The organism is Spiroplasma melliferum KC3, assembly GCF_000236085.2.
GTDB lineage: Bacteria > Bacillota_I > Bacilli_A > Mycoplasmatales > Mycoplasmataceae > Spiroplasma > Spiroplasma melliferum.
Genome location: NZ_AGBZ02000004.1, coordinates 283,083 through 304,873, shown reverse-complemented (window position 1 = coordinate 304,873; position 21,791 = coordinate 283,083). Strand labels below are relative to the sequence as shown.

The following is a 21,791-nucleotide window of genomic DNA, read 5'->3' as shown; positions in this document are numbered from 1 at the left end:
CTTGCTTTTTTAAATCAAACTTATTTTTTAGTAAATTCTAAAGTAAATAATGTTGATGTTCACCCAGTATAATAAACCGCATTATTTGTTCCAAATAATAAATCAAAGTTTCAAACTGCCCGACGACGGAGTGAAAAAGTATCTTTAGTTTTATTTAAACTCACTTCATGAACACGTTTTTCTCAATTACCAGTGGTAAAAATGTCAAGTCCTGGTAAATTCTTTCCTTTATATGCTTCTTTAAAATCATCAATTAAAATTTTTAAAACATCTTTATATTTGCGGTTTTTTAAATTTAAAATTTCAGTAAAAGCTTCTTCGCTAAGATGGAATACGCCGGAATGTTCATTTGATTCTAATTTAAAATGATTATAAAAAGCGACTACTAATCGTCCAAACTCCATTAACTTATTTGTTAAACCTTCTTCTGTAATTTCAACTTGAACTTTTAAGGCTTGACCATCATTCATTACTGCTCCAGATAGTGGGAAACCAGCTACTTGAATTTTAGCTAAATTGACATGAAAATCAGCTAATCGTAAGTTTTGCCCTCCAGTATTAAAAACATTAACTAATGCACGATAAAACTTAACAAAATTTTCTGGAGTAATTTTATCAGGTTGATATCCTTTTCCAGTTCAAACATATGAGGCTGTATTTTCTCGAACAACATCAACACCATTAGTAGTATTATTAATTGCACTTGTTAGTAAACTCAACAAGGTTATTGAAGAATTATATTTAATATTCTTTACAAATTTTTGTAATTCGCTATCACTTTCAATTTTACGCTGTAACTTTTCTAAAATAATTTTATCTAAATTAGCAAAACCAGCCGTATAGTTTACATCAAAATTTTGATAAATTTTAGCAAATTCTGGCGCTTTATCAATTTGAAAAACTCCTTCTGTATTGAAAAAATTAACAATTACTCTGGAAATTTTTTGAACCATTCCATTTAAAACAACTTTCATTTCTTCTGGATTATCAGTAATAACATATTGAATCACATAATCTGAAGTTGTTGATAAAAGTTTAAAATTAGCTTTAAATTGAAAATGGAAATCTAATCTAACTGCTTTCACTTTTTCTAATCCTGGTCGATCTAAAATTGTTTTTAATTGTGCCATATCAATAAAAGTTAATTCATAATTTAAACTATCACTTAGTAATTCAATTGGTTTACTATCAGGATAATAATTTGAATAGTCATTATAAATCTCATTACAAATATTATTAAAAACAGCAATAAAACCATTTTTTAGTGTTGCTAAAGCATCCTTCACATCTTCATCCATTTGGTTTAATTTTTTACTTTCCGTTTCTTTATTGACCATTGTATATAACTTGTCAAATTTATTTTGATATTCAGTACTATTAATTGTATTTTTAGTTCGTGCATAAACTGAAAAATTGTTTATAGCACGTTGCGAAATTTTATTTAAAATTTCAATATCTTTTTCAACGCCTTCGTTATTATCATCTTTAAGAGGCGTCTTACAACTCATAATTGGACTGAATCCTGCCGTTGCAAAAAAAGCCATTCCTAATAAACTCATTAGTTTTTTCATAATTTAAAATCCCTTCGTAATATTTATATTCATACTTTCTAATTATAACTTAAAAAAATAATTTAAAACTTAAATATCATAATTACGGCTTCTTATCGCTAGCCGATGTTAAAAATTCTTTTTATTATATTTTATTAAATTAATGTCATTTATTTTAAAAATATTAGTAATATTTTAAAAATCATTTACATTTTTCACTTTATCATAATTATTTTATATTAACAATTATTTTTAAATTAATTTCCTTTCTATATCTTTATTTTAAAAAAAAAAAAAAAAGCAATAAAAATTGGCTTTTTTTAATGTATTTTCAATAAAAGCAAAATGTGTAACTAAAAAGGAGATTTTAATTACACATTTCAAATATAAACTAATGAAAACTATAAAATATATGTTTCTCTGTTTGCTTAAAATTAAGTTATTTATTAATATTAATTTTAAGCACCCCCATTATAACAAAAAAAAAAAAAAAAACTGGTTTGATAAAAAAAGTAAATTATTTCACTGCTAAATCAATAAGTTTTAAAATATATTAACTTTTTTCTTTATTTACAATTTACAAAATAATTCATAATTTTGTTTGCATATATATTATAATACAAGATAGGCCCTAAATAAAAAGTTTCAATATTGAGAAAAGGAGAAATACAAGTAATGAAAAAAATACTAAATTTGTTAACTGTATTAGTAATTAGTGGAACTGCTGTAACAACATCAGTTGCTGTTAGCCCTTATCAAAAAGAAGAAACTATTAAAAATACTAATATTAATGAGCAACAAACAGATAATATGAAAGAATTAAATAAAAACGAAAAAGAAGAAAATAATATTAACATGTTTGGTTTTTTTGAAAAACATGTAAAAAGTTATTTTAATAATTTTGTTGAATTAAGTAAAAAAAATATAAAATCATTAATCAATAACTTTTTAAACTTTGCAGTAGAAAAAATATTTAATTTAGAATATTTAAGTTCAGACAAAAATGATTTTTATGCTAAGGAACAAATTGAATTTTTTAATAACAATTTTTTTCATAAATTCAATATGGATTTTAATGATGGTAAAATAACAGGAACAATGTCAAGTGATAGTAAACGAGTATCAAGTGAACGTACCATTACAGAAGATTGAACAAAATATGCAAAAAATTGAGAAGAATTTGAAACAAAATTTCCTCAAATTGAATTTATTGGTTTATGAGCACAACTTGGCGGTCGAGGAGATGATGAAACTGTTAAAGAATTTAAAATGCCAACTAAATTAAATTCAACTGTAAGATTGATGAACTATAACTATCCAAAGATTAGTACCTGAGCTTTTTGCGTTCAGAATTCTTATATTGATATAGAATTATTTCTTGATGGAAAACAATTAAAAATTAGACATAATTATTATTTTTCATCATCAAATTGTGTTTATCGTACTTGAAGCAAATTAAAATACGATGCAATTCGTCTTGTTGGTAAAGTTGATGTAAATCCTCTATTTTTATTAACAGCGGAAAAAGCAAAACAATTTGATAATTGAGCTAATAGTAAAGAAGAGGAATTGCAAACAAAAAGAAACGATAAAAATTATAATAAAGATATTTTAATGAAAGAAGAAATGGCATTTAAAGAAGAATTTAAACTATGATTAATAGAAATGTTACATGGTTATATTCAAGATTTAATAATTTTAGATCAAAACAATCAAATAATAAATCTTAGAGCAGAAATAGATGAAATAAAATCAAGATTAGATAAGCTAGAAGAAAAAAAACATGCTTAGACAATATTTTTGAGTCATTTAAAAATAAAACTCTTGCTGATGCGCCTGGTGATGCTTGAGAAAAAATTAAAGAAAATAGTGACTCTGCTTTAAAAGTCATTATTAAAGAATCAGGAAAAGCATTCGCTACCGGAGTACTTAAAGGTATCGCGAAAGGTTCTGCGCTTAGTATAATTGGCTGTGTTGCTAGTTCTCTTTTCTAAAATGCATAGGAATCAATATTTATTTTAAATAGCAAAATAAAAAACATTAATCTTTATAAAAAAGTTTTTAATTTTTAATTGAAAACTTTTTTTATTAAAGATGTTTTTTAACTTATTTTTATGTTATTACTTAATTAACAGTTTTGCTACACTTATATTTACAATTTACAATATTAAAACATAATTTATTGATTTTTTAAATTATGATAGAACTATCTTAAAAATATTTTTAAAAAAATAAATTAAAAGGTAAAAAATAGTAAATATTTTAAATATTGTATCATTTGTAATCACTACTTTATTCATTACTATTATAGCAACAAAAACCAGGACATAATTTGATAAAGATGTTTGCAATAAAACCTACTGATCTTGCTACCATTGCAATACATTTATAATTAATAAGTTTTATGTTAAATTTTTTACGGATAGTATTAAAACTAGGTAAAATATTATAACTATTGCTCTTTTAAAAATGTTTTAATTTTTTCTTGTAAAGTTGTTCGACGCTTTTGTGGTAAATTATTAACTCCATATAAAAATGCTGATGGTTCACCAATTAAATACAACTTAGTTTTAGCACGGGTAATTGCTGTATAAATTAGATTTCGTTTTAACATCATTCAAAAACTTTTTGTTATTACAAAAATAATATTATCATATTCACTGCCCTGTAACTTATGAACACTACAAGCATAAGCTAAAGTAATATCATAATAAAGTTCTTTAGTATATGTAATAACATTATCATATTTTACTAAAATAACATCATTTAAATTTTTATCTTTTTTAATATCAATAATAATGCCAACATCACCATTATAAATTTCTAATTCAGGTCGATTTTTAAGTTGCATAACTTTATCATTAACTCGAAAAAAACGATGTCCAATCTTAATTTCTTTTTGGCCAACTGCATGATTCATTCGATTTTGTAAATAAGTATTTAATGCATTAATTCCAACTGGACCATTATACATTGGAGCAATTACTTGGATAGCATTATAATCTGCTTCATATTGATTGCTAATGTTTTGATATAAATCACCAACAGCTGTTAATAATGCTTGCGAATCAGTTTCATTAATAAAAGTAAAATCTTTTTTATCAAATAAATTATTATCTTCAAAATGTTCTTGTTCAATTGCATAAGATAGTTCTAAAATGTCATTTCCAGCTTCTTGCCGATAAACTTCTTCTAATTTAATAACATTAAAAACATCACTTTGAATAATATCTCGTAACAAATCACCACAAGCAACTGATGGCAATTGATTTGGATCACCAATTAAAATTAATTTACGCAAATTAACACTAGCTTTGGCAATTTGTGCTAATAACAAACTATCAACCATACTAACTTCATCTAAAATTAAAATATCATTTTCTAAAGGATTATTTTCGTTATAAAAAAACTGATTAGTTAAAGCATCATATTTTAATAATTTATGAATTGTTAAAGCTTTCTGACCAGTTTTTTCTCGTAATCGTTTTGCTGCTTTTCCTGTTGGTGCTGCTAACACAATTTTTGATTGTTGGTAAACTTTTTTTAAAAGACTAACAATGCCATCAACAACTGTTGTTTTTCCCGTTCCAGGTCCCCCAATAATAACTAAAAAATTAGAATGCACGGCAGCCTTAATTGCTTTTGTTTGATTCATATTATAAATAATTTGTTTTTTATTTGTTAACTTCTCTAATTCTTCTGTTAATTTTTGATCATCATATTGGTCAGTTGTGTTCAAGCCAACTAACATTGCAGCAATATTTATTTCACTATGATATACTTCTGCAACATAAATTTTATCATTCTTAAAAATTAGTAATTTAATTTCTTTACTATATTTTAATCCTGCTAATAATTGTTCTTTTGTTAAAGAAGAAAAATGCTTTTGTAAAATTTTTGTTAATTCATTTAATGTTAAATAAGTATCACCATTATTATTACAAAATTCCTTTGCTAAATATCAGGCATAATAACCAATTCGAATATTACTAAAAGGTTCTTGCTCAAATGCTAAATAAATCTTATCAATTGTTTTAAAAGCAATATTATCTTTTAATAACAATGAATAAGGATCTTTTTTTAATAAAGCATAAATCTGGTCAACATTATATTTTGTTTTTAATAAAGATAAAACTTGTAGCGATAATCCTTTTTGATTAAATTGATGATTTAATTCATCATCACGACTCATTGACTGAAATACTTTTGCAATAATATTAGCTTGTTTAACACTAATCCCTGGGATTTGATGTAAGGTTGATAAATTTTCTTTAATTTTAGTAATCACATCTGTTTGATAATAATCAATAATTATTTGTGCTGCTTTTTCACCAATTGTTGGAAATAAACTACTAGTTAAATATTTTAAGACCTCATCATTACTACGCGGAGCAAGTTTATGAATTTCTTTAACTTCAAAATTTTCACCATAACGTTCATTATATACAAATTCCCCACATAATTCATATAATTGTTCTGGTTGTAAAGCTGATAAAAATCCTTTAATAAAAATAAAATGTGTTTTATCATTTTCTAATTGAAATTTACAAATCCGATAACCATTATTAGATTCAAAAACAATTAATTTTAAATAACCCCGTATTTTTTCAGCCATTTTAATAATCCTTTCCTATAAATATCATAATTTTTGATTATCTAAATAAACATCATTAATAACTCCACCGCCAAGACAAACTTCATCAACATAAAAAACAGCAGCTTGTCCTGGTGTAATTGCTTTTACTGTTGTTGCAAATTCCACAAGACATTTGTTATCATTTAAAACGGTTATTTTAACAGGAATATCTTTTTGACGATAACGAAACTTAGCTGTACAATTAAATTCTTTTTCACGGAAAGTATTAATTCAATTAACATCAGTAACAAGACAACTAGTTGAATATAGTCATTTTTCTTCGCTACTTTTTGCAACATATAAAATATTTTTTTCAACATTTTTACCAGCAACAAAATATGGTTCACTCATCCCACCTAAATTTAAACCACGCCGTTGACCAATTGTATAATACATCACCCCATTATGATGACCAACAACTTCTTTTGTTTCAATATCAACAATATTACCATCTTGATTTGGAATATAATTTTGTAAAAAATTTTTAAAATCACGTTCGCCAATAAAACAAATCCCTGTTGAATCTTTTTTATTAGCCGTGCTTAAATTTTGCGTCATTGCAATTTCTCTAACTTCTTTTTTTGTTAAATTTCCTAACGGAAAAAATGTTTTTGATAATTGTCCTTGGTTCAACTGACTTAAGAAATAAGTTTGATCTTTATCTCGGTCAATTCCCCGTAATAATTGATATTCTTGTAATTCTTCATTGAAACGTACCCGCGCATAATGTCCCATTGCAATAAAATCAGCATGATAATTATTAATTGCATAGTTTAAAAAATAATCAAATTTAATATATTTATTACATAAAATATCTGGATTAGGAGTTCGCCCCTTTTGATATTCACTAATAAAATGTTTAAAAACATATTCTCAATATTCTTTAATAAAATCAACACGGTGCAATGGCACTTGTAATGTTTTACTAACATTAACAGCATCATTATAATCAAGTTCTTGTGGGCAAATCATATTATTAATTGCTTTATTCCCTAAAATATCATTATTTAATTGACTGTCCCAATTACGCATAAAAAGACCTTCAACATCATAACCTGCTTGTTGTAATAAATATAAACTAACTGAAGAATCAACTCCCCCAGATAATCCAACAACAACTTTTTTCATTGCACATCACTTCCTTTTTTAATAATAATTTAGTACTATTATTTTAACATTGAAAATTAAAAAACCCAAGATAAGAAATTGGTTTCCTATTGCTTAAAATAATTTCCTATATAATTTAAGATCTTTCTTTTTTGCCTTTTAAAACTGCTGCTAACATCAAAATATTTGCTATCAATAAAAAACTATAACTAATAATTTGCATAATACTACTTGATCAATTAAAAATATTGTTCATAAAAAAATAACTATATAATGCAAGCCCAATCATAGTACATAAGAAAATTAAACTTAGTGGTAAAAAACAATAAAGTTGCATTTTAAAATTTGATACCAAACAAAACGGTAAAACAACAATAATTGCATAAATGCCAATTAAAACTAACATAAATATTCGATTCACAAAAAAATAATGATGATTAACAGGAATAAAATTAAATTTACCAAAATTAACTTCAAAAAAATTATATAAATCTAAAGCTGAATTATTAATTCAATTATTAAACAATAAAAATGCACTACATAGGACTATTAATCCAATAATTGCCATAAGTCGCGCAATTAAAACAATTGGATTACGTCATTTAATAATGTTATTTTTCTTAATTTTAGTAATTCGTTGACGTCCATTTGGTAATTGCTGAATTTGATAATTATTATTAAACATTGTTGTTGCTTGAACAGTAGACTTTGAATGCTTATTTGTTAAGGACAAAACATTAGGATTAAGATCTTTTGCTCTTTTTCCATAAATTCGTTTTACTTTAAGTTTGCCACCTTGTTTTGATGAATCTTCTTTTATATTAGAATTAAATAACTTAGCATAAAAATTATCTATTTGATAAGTTCCCTCTGCTTCTTCAAGTTCAATTGCTCGAGGAGTTTCATTTTGAAGTTTTACTTTTTCTGATAAAACTTGTAAAGTTTCTTTTGATTCCAAATTCTTTTCTTCTTGATGATAATATTTATTGGTTGTTTGCTCCACACCTAAATTTGGTCGTTTTGTTATATCCCACTCCATTGTATCAATTTCATCATAAAATTGACTTGCTTTGTCCGGGCGAACGATTAAATTTACTCCCTCCACTATTTTTTTATTTTCATTTTGCTTAATATCAAACTTTTTATCATAAGTTTCTTCCTTATCACTTTTCGTTTGGATAGGAGTAACATTACCTGTTATTTTTTGCGAAATATTTGTTTTTTGACCTGGCATTTTATTATAACTTTGAGTAAAAAAAACATCTTTTTTTGGTGATGAGTTCGGTAAAGTAAGTTTAGGAAAATGATTTGTTAAACCTAACTTTGATTTTATATTTTGTTTATTATCACTATTAGTTAATGATTGCTTTAATTTTTCTTGATCTTTTTGAATTATTTTTTGAGCAACAGCACGAGCTTGTGCTTTGACTGTTGCATGGTCAACTTTAACTTCAGCAGGTTTATTATTAAACTGAACATCATTATTTTTCTTATGAAAGTTTAATAAGTCAATTTTTTTTGTAATGGTTGGTGGTTCATATAAATGTTCCTCATTATCCAATTGGATTTTTTCATCAAAAGTTGATTTAATTTTATTTAATCGGTGATGAAAACTTGTTTTCTCCTCTTGTAATTTTTCAGTTTGATGATGTAAAATTTTTAATGCATTTGGATTATCTAAATTTAAAATTATTTTCCGTGACTGTGCGAATGAATTTAAATCATTATTTTGATTCACATTTTGGTTCTTAGTGAAAAAATAATTATTTTTAAAAAAATGGCTATTTTCTTGTAGCAAAAAAGTTGCATCATTGTTTGAAATAAACTCTTGGGACTCAATGTTCTGGTTATTATGAACACTTTGCTTAATTGGTTTTATTTTTAAAATTTTAATATCATTACTTTTCATTATCAACACCCATTTCAAAACAAATTCAGAACTAATACATATTAATTATATCCTAAAACAACTAAAAAACAAAGGAAATATTGAGCCTTTTTTGTAATGCCAAGTAAATATAAAAAGCAATTAAAATTTTAATTGCTTTTTATATTTATAAAATTATTTATTACAATTTCCTTACAAACTGCGTTCATTATCTGTTTTAACAGGCTCTAATTCTTCTAATGCATCAAAAAATTCATCATTATCATCAGATGATATATCATTATCAATCATTTGCTCACTATTTGAACGTGATGAGGAAACTGTACTAAATTCATTAAGAATGTCTTTAAATTTATTAGCAAGATCTTGATTTGAAGTTGAAAGACGTGACATCATTTTTACTATGTCAAAGTTATCTAAAATATTTTCAATTTGGCTAAAGTCAGGTTCTAAATACTGATATATATTATCTCTTTTGGCAATGTTCTTTATTTCTTCAAGCTTACGCTTTGCTTCTCTTTCAACTTGTTTATAATATATTTGAGCATTAATAACAATATCTTGTTGAAAATTAATTTTTTTTCTTTCTTCTTTTGTTCTTATGTCAAGTCATTTATTATAGTTAGTTCAATAATAATGTTTTTTTAATAACCAATTTTTTGCACTATTTCATTTTTCGCTAATTTTATCAGCAGTAAAATTTCATGCTGCTTTAGTTTTTTTACGCATTTTCTTACTCCATATTATCATTTTATATGCTAAATATATTCTTCCTATATTCTCAATCATTTTTCCTAAGCAGCCCATAATATTAATATGCCCCTTTCATAATTGAAAATCATAAAATTAATATTTTATGCTTTTCATTTTATTTTAAAACATTAACTATTTTAAAATAGAATTTTATATTTTTAATTTATGTTTTATTTACTCTTTTTATACTATTATTATTTAATTTAATTATTTTTTAAATGAAATAATTTATAATGCTTTGTTAATAAAAACAATTAATTAAAGTCATTTATTTTAAAAAATATTAACCATTTTTTAAAATCATTTACAATATTAACTTTATCACATTAGTTTTAAATTAACAAACCTTTAATTTAAAAATCTTATTATTAATTAATATTGGCCGTACATTTTGATAAATAAAAAAGACTAATGTTGCGTTTTAGTCTTATTATTTGTCATAAATTTTAATTTTAAATTTCTTTCGATAATCGTAAATCAAAATTAAACTTCTTATTTATTTTATAAAAAATGTTTGGTTCATCTTTTACTATTACTTTAAATTCCACATCTTTAAAACTAAATTTAAAATCAACGGCAACTAAAATTTGGCTAAGATAAAAAACATCATTTTGAATAGTTGGCTTTAATTTTTCTCACCTACCACTTTGATTTTTAAACATTAATTGAACAGTCCCGCTTATCATCTCAACTTCACTATTTTTAATTATATGTTCATTGATTTTTAGATGATATAAAATATCCATCTCCATAACATGCATAATTATTGAACCAAAGAAAACAGAAAAGGTGGAAATGCTACTAACTACATTGGGATTAATCCCTTTTCAAGTTTTTGGTGACAAAAGATTATTAGTAATAACATCAAATGCTTTTTCATTACCTTGTGAAAAAATATCTAACATACTTGCTAATAATAATGTTGGTTCTAATTTAAGACTAACATAACTTTTCAAATTTCACATACTTAGTTCAGCTTGCTCACCAATTAAATTTTGGTCCACAACTTCATCAAGTTGGAGATAAAATAAAAAAGAAATTTTTAAATTACCAATAAGTTTTAAAACATATTTATTATTATTATTATTATTATTATTATTATTTGAATTAAGTTTATTTTGATAACCACTTAATAAATGAAATACTAAACTATCAAAATTAGTTTTTGTATGATGATAAAATCAACAATCTGTCTCAGTTCCATATTCCTTCCCAATTATTTCTTTCAAATCATAATTAACTGGTGATAATAAATATTGCAAAAATAGTAAAACCATATTATGATTACCCATAACTTGTTCATAATTATTAAGAACATAAGATTCTAAATCACTTCATAGATGAGAAGGAATCAAATTTAAATTTAAATTAAATGGTTTTAAAACACTATTATAAAATGATAAAAATATACTATGTTTTGCTAAAACTTGTTCATAAGCATTATTAGTATATCATTGCAAAAAGGCAATTAAATCAGGAGCAATATTATGAAAAATATCACGAATTGTCCCTTTTCCTATAATGCTAAGGCTTTCTGTTAATTCGTATTTAAAATCAGCATTAATATCTAAAAAATGTTTTTTTAGTAACGGATAAAAAGCATCATCAAAAGTATTTATTATTTTATTATATTTATTAGTAAATTCTAATGTTCCAACTGTTTTTAAATTAATATTGTTAATAATATTTTTATCTAATAAAAGATTTTTTGATACCATATTAAATAAATTGGCAAATATAAATGGTGAAGCAAAAATTTTAAATGGTAATGACAATGGAATTTTCGGTGGTTCAATGGTTTTTCTCCCGTTAATTAATTCAGTAGAAAGTGTTTGCTTTTGTACACTATTTCTTTCATTTTTTATATTATGATCATATATAATAATTAAATTAGAATTTGATATAAATAATGACAATAATATTCCTAAAAAAAGTAATATCCGCTGCATTTTTTCTCCTCTCTTAATAAAAACAATAAAAAAATAGATATTTAATATTAACTTTTAAAACCATCGTTAATAAAAACTTTGGTTTACTTAACATCCCTGCCACCCAGCCTTAATAGTTAATAATAATTGAAATTCTATATTTAATTTTGTATTGTTAAATTTTAAATAATTTTTTAAGAATTGTTTACGAAATGATTTAATCTTGACATTTAAATTATAACTGAAAAAATAAAAAGAGCTAAGTCTTTTTTTTATTAGCTCTTAATATATAATTATTAATTAATATAATAATTATTAAACTTGTTGTAACTCTTTTTTGTTAAGATCATCAACTACTAAAGTAATTAGTAACACTTTTTGCAACTGATTTACCAAAATCACTTATTTTATTTGCAAAATGTTTAACATCATCTCAATGCGTGTAAGTATAATATCCGCCATAAATAACAGCACCAATTAATAACGATATTCCCAGTGTTTCAACCGCTGTTCCTAATGAACCAGCAAGAATACCACCTTCAACGGCGGCTTCTGTTGCTCCGCCTGCTATTCATTCAAGTTCTGCCAATGCCGAACCTGTAAGATTTTCTAATGGTAAAAAAGCATCTGGAATTAATTGGTTAATTCGTTGCGCAATATTTTTTGCTAATACCAATAAATTTTTCGTTGTCATTCCTAAGGAAGATATTTCATTAAATAAATTACTTCATTCAAATGTTCTTAACAATTTAAATAAAGTCCCTAATTCCCCCAATGCGACATTATATAATGCATAAGCTTCGTTTAATAAATTAGGACTCGTTAAAATATTTTTTATTCCTACCAAGTAGTCTCAAAATCCAATTGTTGCAGTGGAAGTACTAGTTGCTGCTGTTGTACTAACCAATGGTGCACTAGCATTACTACTGACAATTCCTAATGATCCTAAAATACTTAATAATGTTCCCATAGTTTTTCCTTCTTTCGTACATTAAATAATACTATCAATGTATAGTTTAATTCATGCATACATAGTACTAAAAACACCAATTCCAGCAAAAGCCGCAGGGACTGCCCATGATGTTGCAGTAACGGCTGCTTCAGCAATTGATACTGCTGTATTATAAATTAAACTATATGATACACTACTTGCAAAAAAAGTAATATCTTTAGCTCAGGTGATTATACCTCATCAATTTGTTGATTCTAATGTTTTATTATTTACTAAAAATACATGAACAGCATTTTGAATTACATGTAGCGCTGCTGCTAACGAAGTTGCTGCAACTGCTCATGGGACGCTAATTCCAAAAAATCACGATGCGGCTCAAAATCCGGCTGCCGCGATATCAGATATTACAGCAATAGTTAAAAGCGTTGTATCTAAAATTTTTAACTTCTTGATTGTTTCTTCTGTATTATTAATTGCTTGTTCTTTATCTAAAGTTTTATTAGGTGTTGCTTGAACCGAATCATTAGGAGTCATTGCATAAGCAGTTTTACTTAAAAGACCAACATTATTTAAATTACCTAATTTATTTTCAACTTTAAAATTATCTTTAAACTCTTGAATGTTATTTTTTAAATAATTAGTAACATCTTCTAATGTATTTATTTTCTGTTTTTCAAAGTGATTAATATATTCCAATGATTTTTCACGTGCTTTTTTCAACATTGCTGGATTATCTAATGCTTCTTGTACTTTATCATTATTTAATCCTTGTGTAAGTACGATGTCTTTGATACTATTTTCTGTTAAGTTAGTTTTAATTTCATATCAATTAATTTTTTTATTTTCTACTACACTTGCTTGTTGTTCACTAAGTATTAACGAAGTAATGCCAGTTAATGCTAATATTGGTGTCGTTAATGCTATTAATAATTTTTTCATAGTTTTTACTCTCTTCCTAACTTTTTAAATTAACTTTTAAAAATATTGATGTTAATTAATAGAGTTAAAGATACTAGTTTTAATATTGTCTCAATGTGTATAAGTATAATAACCGCCATAAATAGCTGCGCCAATTAATAATGATATTCCCAATGTTTCAACAGCAGTTCCAAATGTTCCAGCAAGAATACCGCCTTCAACAGTTGCTTCTGTTGTGGAAGATAAAGCAGCAGTTCCAAAATATTCAATTATTTCACTAGAACTTAAATTTTCTGGTAGAGCAACTTTTAAATAACGTGCTAAACTCTGCATTATTTCTTCAGCTCCTGATAAATTACGATTAAAACAATCTTGTAATCTATCTAATAATATTTTTACAATTATATTAGGACTCGGACTTGGTAATGTTTCAATAACTGCTGGTGCAGTAGCCGTGGCTGTTGTATTACTAATGATTCCAATTGTTCCTAACAGTCCTCAAAAAAATCCCATTATTTTTTCCTTTCTTAAAATATAAAACTAAGTTTATTTTAATAATGTGGATTTAAATTTTATTTCTTTCTCTTTATTCAGGTTATAAGTATAAAAAGGAATTGAATATTAGTATGATAATTTTTTGATATATCTTTTAGTAAATTTATATTATGTTTTAAAGGAAGGGTTTAAATTTACTATAAATGATTTAATTTTTAAAGTCCAGAAATAATATTTAAATCCAATAAATAAAAAGTTGATAAATTTAATACTTGGCCTTACTTCCTTATTTATTACCAATACTTAAGGAAGTAATATCTTATTATTAAGTTTGTACTTTTATTTTGAAAAAAACTTAATAATAAACTAAGATGGTTTTAATACGGCAATTGCTAAAAATTTATTTATCGAATAAACTAGTGTTTAAAACAATATATTTTTTATATAAAAAATATTTAAATAAAATAAAAATATTGTTGCAATAGCACCACTATTAATTTTTAATATTTTATAAATTCATTTTTTATATCGTAAAGATTACGACTATACTGTTTTATTTTAAGTTTTTTATAATTATTAATTAAAAAATTTATTTTACTACATTATTTTGTTTATTCTTCTTTTGCTTTTTTAAAGTGCTTTGGAAATAATTAATTTTAAAAATATTACTTTTTTTAATTGCTAATATATTTAATAAATAACTTTCTCATAATTTTGTCTTTTTTAAATATACTAAAAACAATATTTTTTAAGTAATAAATAAAGAATATTTCTATCTAACAATAAGAAGATTTAAAAAACTAAAAAATAAAATTTTAATATTATTTAACTTTTATATAAACAAAATCTGTAATACTATTATTGAAATTTATTGAAATTAATATACCCATCTTTTTAATAAATTCTTTGATAAATAAATTTTTCTACAATGCAACTGCTTATTTTATTTATAACTCTTTTTAACGAAAAAAACAATAACATTTTAAAAAAATATTGTCAATATTTTAAGCCTTCTAGAATAATTAATAAATTAACTAAAAAACAATCAAATTATTTGTTAAATATTTTAATTTATGGAAATAATTTTATTATATTAAAATATAAAAAATTATGATAAATTTTATTGTGTATATGATTTTATTAAAAAATAAATTACATTAGTATTAAAGGAAATATAATATGTTAACATTTATTATAGACATATGTAAAATATATCAAGATTGTAAATGAGTCATTAATAAAGGTAAAAAAGGATGAGATTTTACTGCAAATATAATAAGTAAAAATTTTAATAAAGCTAAACATTGAATTTATATGAATTATAAATACTATTTTGATTATCAAAAATACTGTGAACTTAAAAAGAAAGAAAATTTAAGAAATTTAAATAATATTTTATCAAAAGAACAAATTAATCGTGAAAAATATCAAAATAAGCGTAATAAATATCTTAAAAAAATAGATGATATTTATAATTCGGCTGCAAAAGATCATACATTACCCGATATTTTAAATGAAATTCAAAATGCGAGAAATTTTACTAATACAACAATTATTGAAAAAAATAAATTATTAGATTTGCTTAATAATTTACATAATGAAGAAGAGAAAGAAGAAACATATTATGATCTTTTAGAGTATCAAATTGATTAAAATAACCAATTGAGGTTATTTTTTTAAATTATAACTTTCACCTATTAAAAGAAAAATATTCTTGTTTTTTTATTTAAAAAAAGTTATAAATAAAGTAGACAGTTGTATTGTACAAAAATTTATCAAAAAATATAATTTAAGAAAGAAGGAAAAACTATGGGAACATTATTAGGTATTTTAGGTTCATTAGGCTTTATAAGCAGCGGAGCAACTAGTGCCGCGGCAACAGTCATTCCAGCAGGAACATATATTATTCAAGCTAATGCATCATCAATGATTGATCTTGTTACGAGAGAAGTATCAGGAATTCTTAATGCTAATTCAACATGAATTGTAACAATTGAGAAAGCTATTTATGCTGGTGAAAAATTAACTAGTGACGTGATTGCTGATGCGATGATTGTTTTAGAGGAAGCAGCAAGTTCAACAACTGAAGTTTTATTAAGTAATGAAGCTATGGCAGTGGCTGCTGAAACATTATCAATCCCAACCGCGGTGGAGGGTGGCATTTTTGCTGGTTCATTAGGAACTGCTGTTGAAACATTGGGAATATCATTAGCAATTGCAGCAGCTATTTATGGTGGTTATTATGCTTATACACATTGGGATGATATTAAACAATTTACTAGTGATTCATTAAAAAAAGCAGAAAGTTATCTAGTATCAGCGAATGATTATTTTAAAAAAATATGACATTTTGTAAATAAAATGTCATAAAAATAAGGGTTTTTAAAATATTTGAATAAAATACTCCATAAAATTATTGGGGTATTTTTTCTTGTCTAAATTAAACTGACTTCAATTGTTATTTAAAACTAAATTAAGTAACTTATTAAATTTTATTTTAGATTAAAAAACACTGATAAACATCAGTGTAAGTTATTTAATTAACGTGAAACTTGATCTAATAATTTTTGTCATTTTTGTGATTCTTTTTCTCATGATTCTTTTGACAAAATCATTTTTCGTTCACGCATTGCTCTTTTAACACGTAAAATATTTGTCAAACGAGCCTGTTTTTTAGCACGTTCTTCATATAAAGCATTATTTTTAGCAATTTCTTCTTTCCGTTTTTGTTCTAATAAAGCAATTCTTTCTTGTTCAATTTTATCAACATCTTTAAGTTTTGATACTGCTTTAAGTTCCTTTTCTTTTGCTAATTTAATTTTTTCTTCTCATTTTTTTGCCGCAATAGCACATGCTTCATTATTTTTTTTAATTCATTCTTCATGCATTATTTTTTCTTTTGCTGCTTTTACATCAGTTTTAGTACTTAAATCTTTACCTTCCTCAATAATTTGATTTATTAAATCAACTACTGGTAATTCTTCTTGGATAACAACTTTCTTTTTTATTGCCATAAATAAACTCCTCATCTTTTTATGTTTCATTTCCTATATAAGAATATTTATTGATATTTCTACATAGACTATAGTCATTATATCAAAAAAATAAAAAATTTGAAATATTCCCTTTGTCTAGATTGCATTTTAATTTTGGGAGAAAATAAAAAAATAAGGGTTTCCTTATATATAATTATTTTATTGCAAAAATTAATTAGAAAGACCCTTATGAATTATTATATTATAACGCAAATATTAAATTTATTATCAAAATTTAAAATACAATTATTGGATTTATTTAATATGCAAAATTTAAAATTACCCCAAAAATATTATTAAATTGACTTTTTAAAAAAGAAATTAATCAACTGGAAAAATTAATAATGACAGCAATTAAATTAATTGATTTTAAATTGTTAAAACAGAATACGTTCAAGAACGTTTTATTCCCAAAGGATTGTCCTCAACTAACATTATATAAATTAGTTTGTGTTTTAATTGCTATTTTGTTTTCTAAATATAATTTGACAATCTTTTCTTTTTTAATTATTAATCATTATATAATCTGATTCCATGACCAAAGCCCATTCAAAGTCCCCCTCCGCCTTTGTACAAACCTTGCGTTAAAATATTATATGCAATTGAAAATTGTAAATAATAATTTCCATTCTTAAAATAATAACTTAAAATAATATATTGTTTTCCTCAAATTTTATTTCCTCATAGTCTATAATTAAGATTAAAATTTTGAATTTCAAAACATTTTGTTAAATTGTTATTGTCTAAAACAATAAAATCACTAGAAGATAATTTTTTATTTAAAATTTTCTCTTTTAATAAAGAACCATTAAATTCATTAGGATTTTTCCCATTAAAGGAATCATTACCTCAACTTATTTTTGAATAAAATTCAGAACTATTTCCTACAAATTCAATTTTTTTATAATCTAATGGATTAATTGTTCGAAGATTAAAAGTATCTAATACTTTTAATGTTAATCTTTTCTCTTTATAATCCTTATATACTGAATTATTATAGTTTGCTAATGTTGAATATTCTAAAGTTCAATCTTTATTAAAACCTTTACCATCCTTGGACAAATCTAATAATAATTCATTTTCATGATAACCAGGAGTTGACAATTCGAGCACATTATCTGTCCCAGCAACTAATTTATAAACACCATTCTTAGCAGCAATATATAAATCATCATTTTCACCAACTGATATCGTATTAACTCAGCCTTGGAAAAGATTTGTTATTGTGTTTGTTGTTTTATTTAAACGATAAACACTTTGTTCTGTTCCACAATAAAGATTATTATTTTTATCCACTGCAAGAGAATTAACTGCTCCATTTATTCTTTTAATTTTAGTTATTATTTTTAAATCGGCACTTAGTTTATATATTCCATTTGTTGTTCCAAAATAAATATTGTCATCATTATCTGCTATTATTACTTGAACTTTTGCTGTAATTTGATCAAGTTGTTGTGGCCAAGATAATCAATCTCGTTTTAATATATAAATCCTATTTTCTTGTTCATAAAAAATATTTCCAATTCGATCCTTAAAATATACCATATTTTCATGCGTAATATCCAGTTTTATTTTTAACTTTCCTAAAGCACTAATTTTATTCATCACACCCGGAATTTTTGATGTCGGTCTTTTATTTATTTCTAATTTTTTTTGATTTAAAATGGAATTAGTCGTAATGCTAGGTAAAATTGTAAAACCTGACATTGCAAAGATTCCTAATACTGCACATATTTTACGCATTCATTTTTCTCCTTTTCTTTTGCTAATTAAATTGCAAAACAAATATTATTAATTTTAAAATAATAAATCCTTTTATTTCTATAAGCAAATAAGTTAATAATTTAATACCGGTTGTCTTTTAATATAAAAATTTATGAAAATATTATTATTTTGTAACTATCCAATATTTCCTTTTCAAATTTAATCATCAGCAACCTAAATAATTATTTATTTAGTGAAGTTAATAGTATCATAAATAAACCTAAATAATATTTTTAATTATTATTTCTTAAATATTCAATTGCGTTGGAAAAGTTGGGAAAAATAAAAAGGAAGTTTTCAATATAATTAAGTTTGAAAGAACAAAAATTATAAAAGAAAACTATCCGATGATTATTTATGAATATTATAACTAGAATCGTAAAATTTTTAAACCTAAATGCCATTTTTTACTTATCTAACTAATAGAATATCTCCTAAAAGTTCTATTAGTTATCAAAAAAAACAAAACATTGAATTATTTTGAGTATATCCTTTCTGTTAAAAAATATATTAATATTGATTTTATTGTTGATTGTTTGCATATTAGTAAAAAATTAAAGACTGTTTACTAAAACTACGAAAATATAAACGATATTTAGCAAGAAAAATTTGCAAAGTTATTTTAAAATCAAATTGAAATACAGTTATTTAGTATCTTGATTAAGCTTATAACATTGCAAAATCGGAAAAAGAAAAATTACGAGAATTAATTGATTATTTAATAAAATATTATGATTTTGTGCAATTAGTTGTTAATGGTGTTAATTCTTTGCAAGAATTAAAGGAAATTAAAAAACTTGTAGTAAAAAACAAATGAATAAGTTGAAGATTAGTCTTTAAAAAAGTAAATACTTCGGAATTTGTAAAATATAATTCACCAATACTCACTTTATTTAGACAATTAAATACCAAAATGCTATTACAAAAATTAATTTATAATTATTGTTAGAATTTAATTCCGAGAACTTTTTCCTAACATTTGACACGCTATAGTATATATTTTGATTCAAAGTAAAAAAATGATAAAATTAAGATGTGGTAAAAAAGGAGTAATATATCATGCTAACATTTAACAATAAACAATTAGATCAATTAGTTGCAAACTTTATTCATTATATGGTTGATCCTAAACATGACAATGGCAACCAACTAATTGAAAGCGATTATAAGAATTTCTTTCATCATATTGATTCACGTAATTCAAAAAGTAATTTAAATGTTGTTATTAGTTCACATTTAATAACAGCTGAACAATTTGCAAAAGCAAGCGAAATTATTGAACAATATCATCAAACCAAAACGCCTTTTACGTGATGTACTATTACTATTGATAATAATCAATTTGAAAAATCATTTTTTGAAAAAACTGGTCTTCAACATTTTGAAACTGCCATCGGAATGTTAATTGACTTAACAACATTTAATATTACTAATCGTACAAGTGATAATGAGCAATTTCAAGAAGTAACAACAGAAACAAATGTTCATAACGTTGTTGAAATCATTAAAAAGGCTTTTGATTTATCATTAATTGATTTAGCAAAATATCAATCAATTTGAGAATTAAACCAAGAACAAAAAATTAGTTATTTTACAACATTAATGAAAAATCAAGTCCCTGTTTCAACAGGAAACTTATATTTTGAATCAGAATTAGCAATTATTGATGACATTGCAACTCATCCTGAACATCAAAAACGAGGTTATGCTAAGGAAATGTTAATTCATTTATTAAACCAAGCAAAAAAAGCAAATTACCACTATGCTGGTTTAGTTGCAACTCCAGATGGCTTACCTTTATATAAAAAACTAGGTTTTGAACCACAACAACTATATTTTAACGTTTATACAATGCATTATTCAAAGTAATAGTGCATTTTTTGTTATTTTATTATGATTTATGATCTGAATATATTGAACAAAGGGTAAATTTAATATTGCTATATCGCTCAATTTTTGTCGGCTCATATTTTACTGTAAAATTCATAACCATACGGTAGTTTTCTTGAAGACATTCAATTCAAAAATCATTAATTACATCTCAATCACTTCAAATTTGGTTAAATAACATAGAAAGAAATGGAACTGTTGCAATTGATGAATCTATCATCACTGAATGTAATAGTTTAGCTACCACAGCATGGGTAAATTTAATTTTTTTATTGTTTTTGTTATTAAAATTATTATTAAAAATTTCTCATAAATTTTTAATTTCTTTTCATAATTCAGACTTAATTTTAAAAATAATGTCATATTTTTGTTCATTTGGTAGTACATCAGTTGTAATCTTATAAACTTTTATTTCATTGTTAAATTCAATACCTGGTTGCTTTATTTGTAATAGCATTGCTGAATGGCCCACTAAAGGACTATTTTGTTTTAAGTTGTTATATTCGGTAATTCCAGTGATACCAAATACGATATTAGGGGCAATCATACTTACCCCTAAAAAAGCTAAAAATTTCTTCATTTTTAAGAATTCCTTTCTGTTTGTTAATTATTATATCTTTTATTAAAAGAAAATTATTTTTTAATAAACTGTAAATTGTAACTTATCCTAAAAAATATTAAAAAAAAAAGGTCGAAACCTTTTTTAACCTGGCACTGCCCTATTTTCACCTTGCGGCTATCGTCGGCGTAATAGTGCTTAACTTCCGTGTTCGGGATGGGAACGGGTGTGTCCACTATGCCATAAGCACCAGATTATATCTGAGGGAAATTATCCGCTCAAAACTAGATAATAAACTGTCTAAAATTTGTAAATA

At 24.3% G+C, this 21,791-nt stretch carries 16 protein-coding genes and 1 rRNA gene; 4 read left to right on the top strand and 13 right to left on the bottom strand.

The features are described 5' to 3' along the window. Window positions 1-20 precede the first annotated feature (20 nt). On the bottom strand, window positions 21-1,571 hold the full coding sequence (locus tag SPM_RS05780) for a hypothetical protein (RefSeq protein ID WP_004028680.1): 1,551 nt from the start codon (window positions 1,569-1,571) through the stop codon (window positions 21-23). Between the two features lie 654 nt (window positions 1,572-2,225). On the opposite strand from SPM_RS05780, the gene SPM_RS05775 reads away from it, so the two are divergent. Next, a complete protein-coding gene (locus tag SPM_RS05775; RefSeq protein ID WP_004028679.1) occupies window positions 2,226-3,341 on the top strand; it encodes a hypothetical protein in 1,116 nt (371 codons plus the stop codon). 661 nt (window positions 3,342-4,002) lie between these two features. Here SPM_RS05775 and recD2 read toward each other — a convergent pair. The 8 genes from recD2 to SPM_RS05735 all read right to left on the bottom strand — a co-directional run bounded on the left by recD2 (window position 4,003) and on the right by SPM_RS05735 (window position 14,245). Further along, on the bottom strand, window positions 4,003-6,165 hold the full coding sequence (gene recD2 / locus SPM_RS05770) for an SF1B family DNA helicase RecD2 (RefSeq protein WP_004028678.1): 2,163 nt from the start codon (window positions 6,163-6,165) through the stop codon (window positions 4,003-4,005). A gap of 15 nt (window positions 6,166-6,180) precedes the next feature. Continuing rightward, window positions 6,181-7,314 (bottom strand): tRNA 2-thiouridine(34) synthase MnmA, encoded by a 1,134-nt coding sequence (mnmA, locus tag SPM_RS05765; protein ID WP_004028677.1) that lies wholly within the window; start codon window positions 7,312-7,314, stop codon window positions 6,181-6,183. 115 nt (window positions 7,315-7,429) lie between these two features. Further along, the gene (locus tag SPM_RS05760; protein ID WP_004028676.1) at window positions 7,430-9,202 is read right to left on the bottom strand and encodes an oligosaccharide repeat unit polymerase; all 1,773 of its coding nucleotides are present in this window, start codon (window positions 9,200-9,202) and stop codon (window positions 7,430-7,432) included. Window positions 9,203-9,373: 171 nt separating this feature from the next. Then, the gene (locus SPM_RS05755) at window positions 9,374-9,910 is read right to left on the bottom strand and encodes a hypothetical protein (protein WP_004028675.1); all 537 of its coding nucleotides are present in this window, start codon (window positions 9,908-9,910) and stop codon (window positions 9,374-9,376) included. Between the two features lie 476 nt (window positions 9,911-10,386). Continuing rightward, the gene (locus SPM_RS05750) at window positions 10,387-11,883 is read right to left on the bottom strand and encodes a hypothetical protein (RefSeq protein ID WP_004028674.1); all 1,497 of its coding nucleotides are present in this window, start codon (window positions 11,881-11,883) and stop codon (window positions 10,387-10,389) included. A 319-nt stretch (window positions 11,884-12,202) separates the two neighbouring features. Beyond that, entirely contained in the window at window positions 12,203-12,832 is a 630-nt protein-coding gene (locus SPM_RS05745) for a hypothetical protein (protein WP_004028673.1), read from the bottom strand. Between the two features lie 21 nt (window positions 12,833-12,853). Beyond that, window positions 12,854-13,753 (bottom strand): hypothetical protein, encoded by a 900-nt coding sequence (locus SPM_RS05740; protein ID WP_004028672.1) that lies wholly within the window; start codon window positions 13,751-13,753, stop codon window positions 12,854-12,856. A 51-nt stretch (window positions 13,754-13,804) separates the two neighbouring features. Continuing rightward, window positions 13,805-14,245 (bottom strand): hypothetical protein, encoded by a 441-nt coding sequence (locus tag SPM_RS05735; protein ID WP_004028671.1) that lies wholly within the window; start codon window positions 14,243-14,245, stop codon window positions 13,805-13,807. Window positions 14,246-15,406: 1,161 nt separating this feature from the next. Between SPM_RS05735 and SPM_RS05730 the strand changes: the two genes are divergently transcribed. After that, window positions 15,407-15,880: a hypothetical protein gene (locus SPM_RS05730; protein WP_004028670.1), complete on the top strand. Its 474-nt coding sequence runs from the start codon at window positions 15,407-15,409 to the stop codon at window positions 15,878-15,880. Between the two features lie 156 nt (window positions 15,881-16,036). Beyond that, window positions 16,037-16,597: a hypothetical protein gene (locus SPM_RS05725; protein WP_004028669.1), complete on the top strand. Its 561-nt coding sequence runs from the start codon at window positions 16,037-16,039 to the stop codon at window positions 16,595-16,597. Between the two features lie 170 nt (window positions 16,598-16,767). Here the strand turns inward: SPM_RS05725 and SPM_RS05720 are convergent, their stop codons facing one another. Further along, complete coding sequence (locus SPM_RS05720) at window positions 16,768-17,241, bottom strand: hypothetical protein (RefSeq protein ID WP_004028668.1); 474 nt, start codon at window positions 17,239-17,241, stop codon at window positions 16,768-16,770. Window positions 17,242-17,772: 531 nt separating this feature from the next. Beyond that, entirely contained in the window at window positions 17,773-19,005 is a 1,233-nt protein-coding gene (locus SPM_RS05715; RefSeq protein ID WP_004028666.1) for a ligand-binding sensor domain-containing protein, read from the bottom strand. A 1,080-nt stretch (window positions 19,006-20,085) separates the two neighbouring features. Here SPM_RS05715 and SPM_RS05710 point away from each other — a divergent pair. Continuing rightward, complete coding sequence (locus tag SPM_RS05710) at window positions 20,086-20,895, top strand: GNAT family N-acetyltransferase (RefSeq protein WP_004028665.1); 810 nt, start codon at window positions 20,086-20,088, stop codon at window positions 20,893-20,895. A 22-nt stretch (window positions 20,896-20,917) separates the two neighbouring features. Here SPM_RS05710 and SPM_RS05705 read toward each other — a convergent pair whose 3' ends face one another. Then, window positions 20,918-21,496 (bottom strand): hypothetical protein, encoded by a 579-nt coding sequence (locus SPM_RS05705; protein ID WP_004028664.1) that lies wholly within the window; start codon window positions 21,494-21,496, stop codon window positions 20,918-20,920. A 126-nt stretch (window positions 21,497-21,622) separates the two neighbouring features. Next, a 5S ribosomal RNA gene (gene rrf / locus SPM_RS05700) occupies window positions 21,623-21,729 on the bottom strand. Window positions 21,730-21,791: the final 62 nt, after the last annotated feature.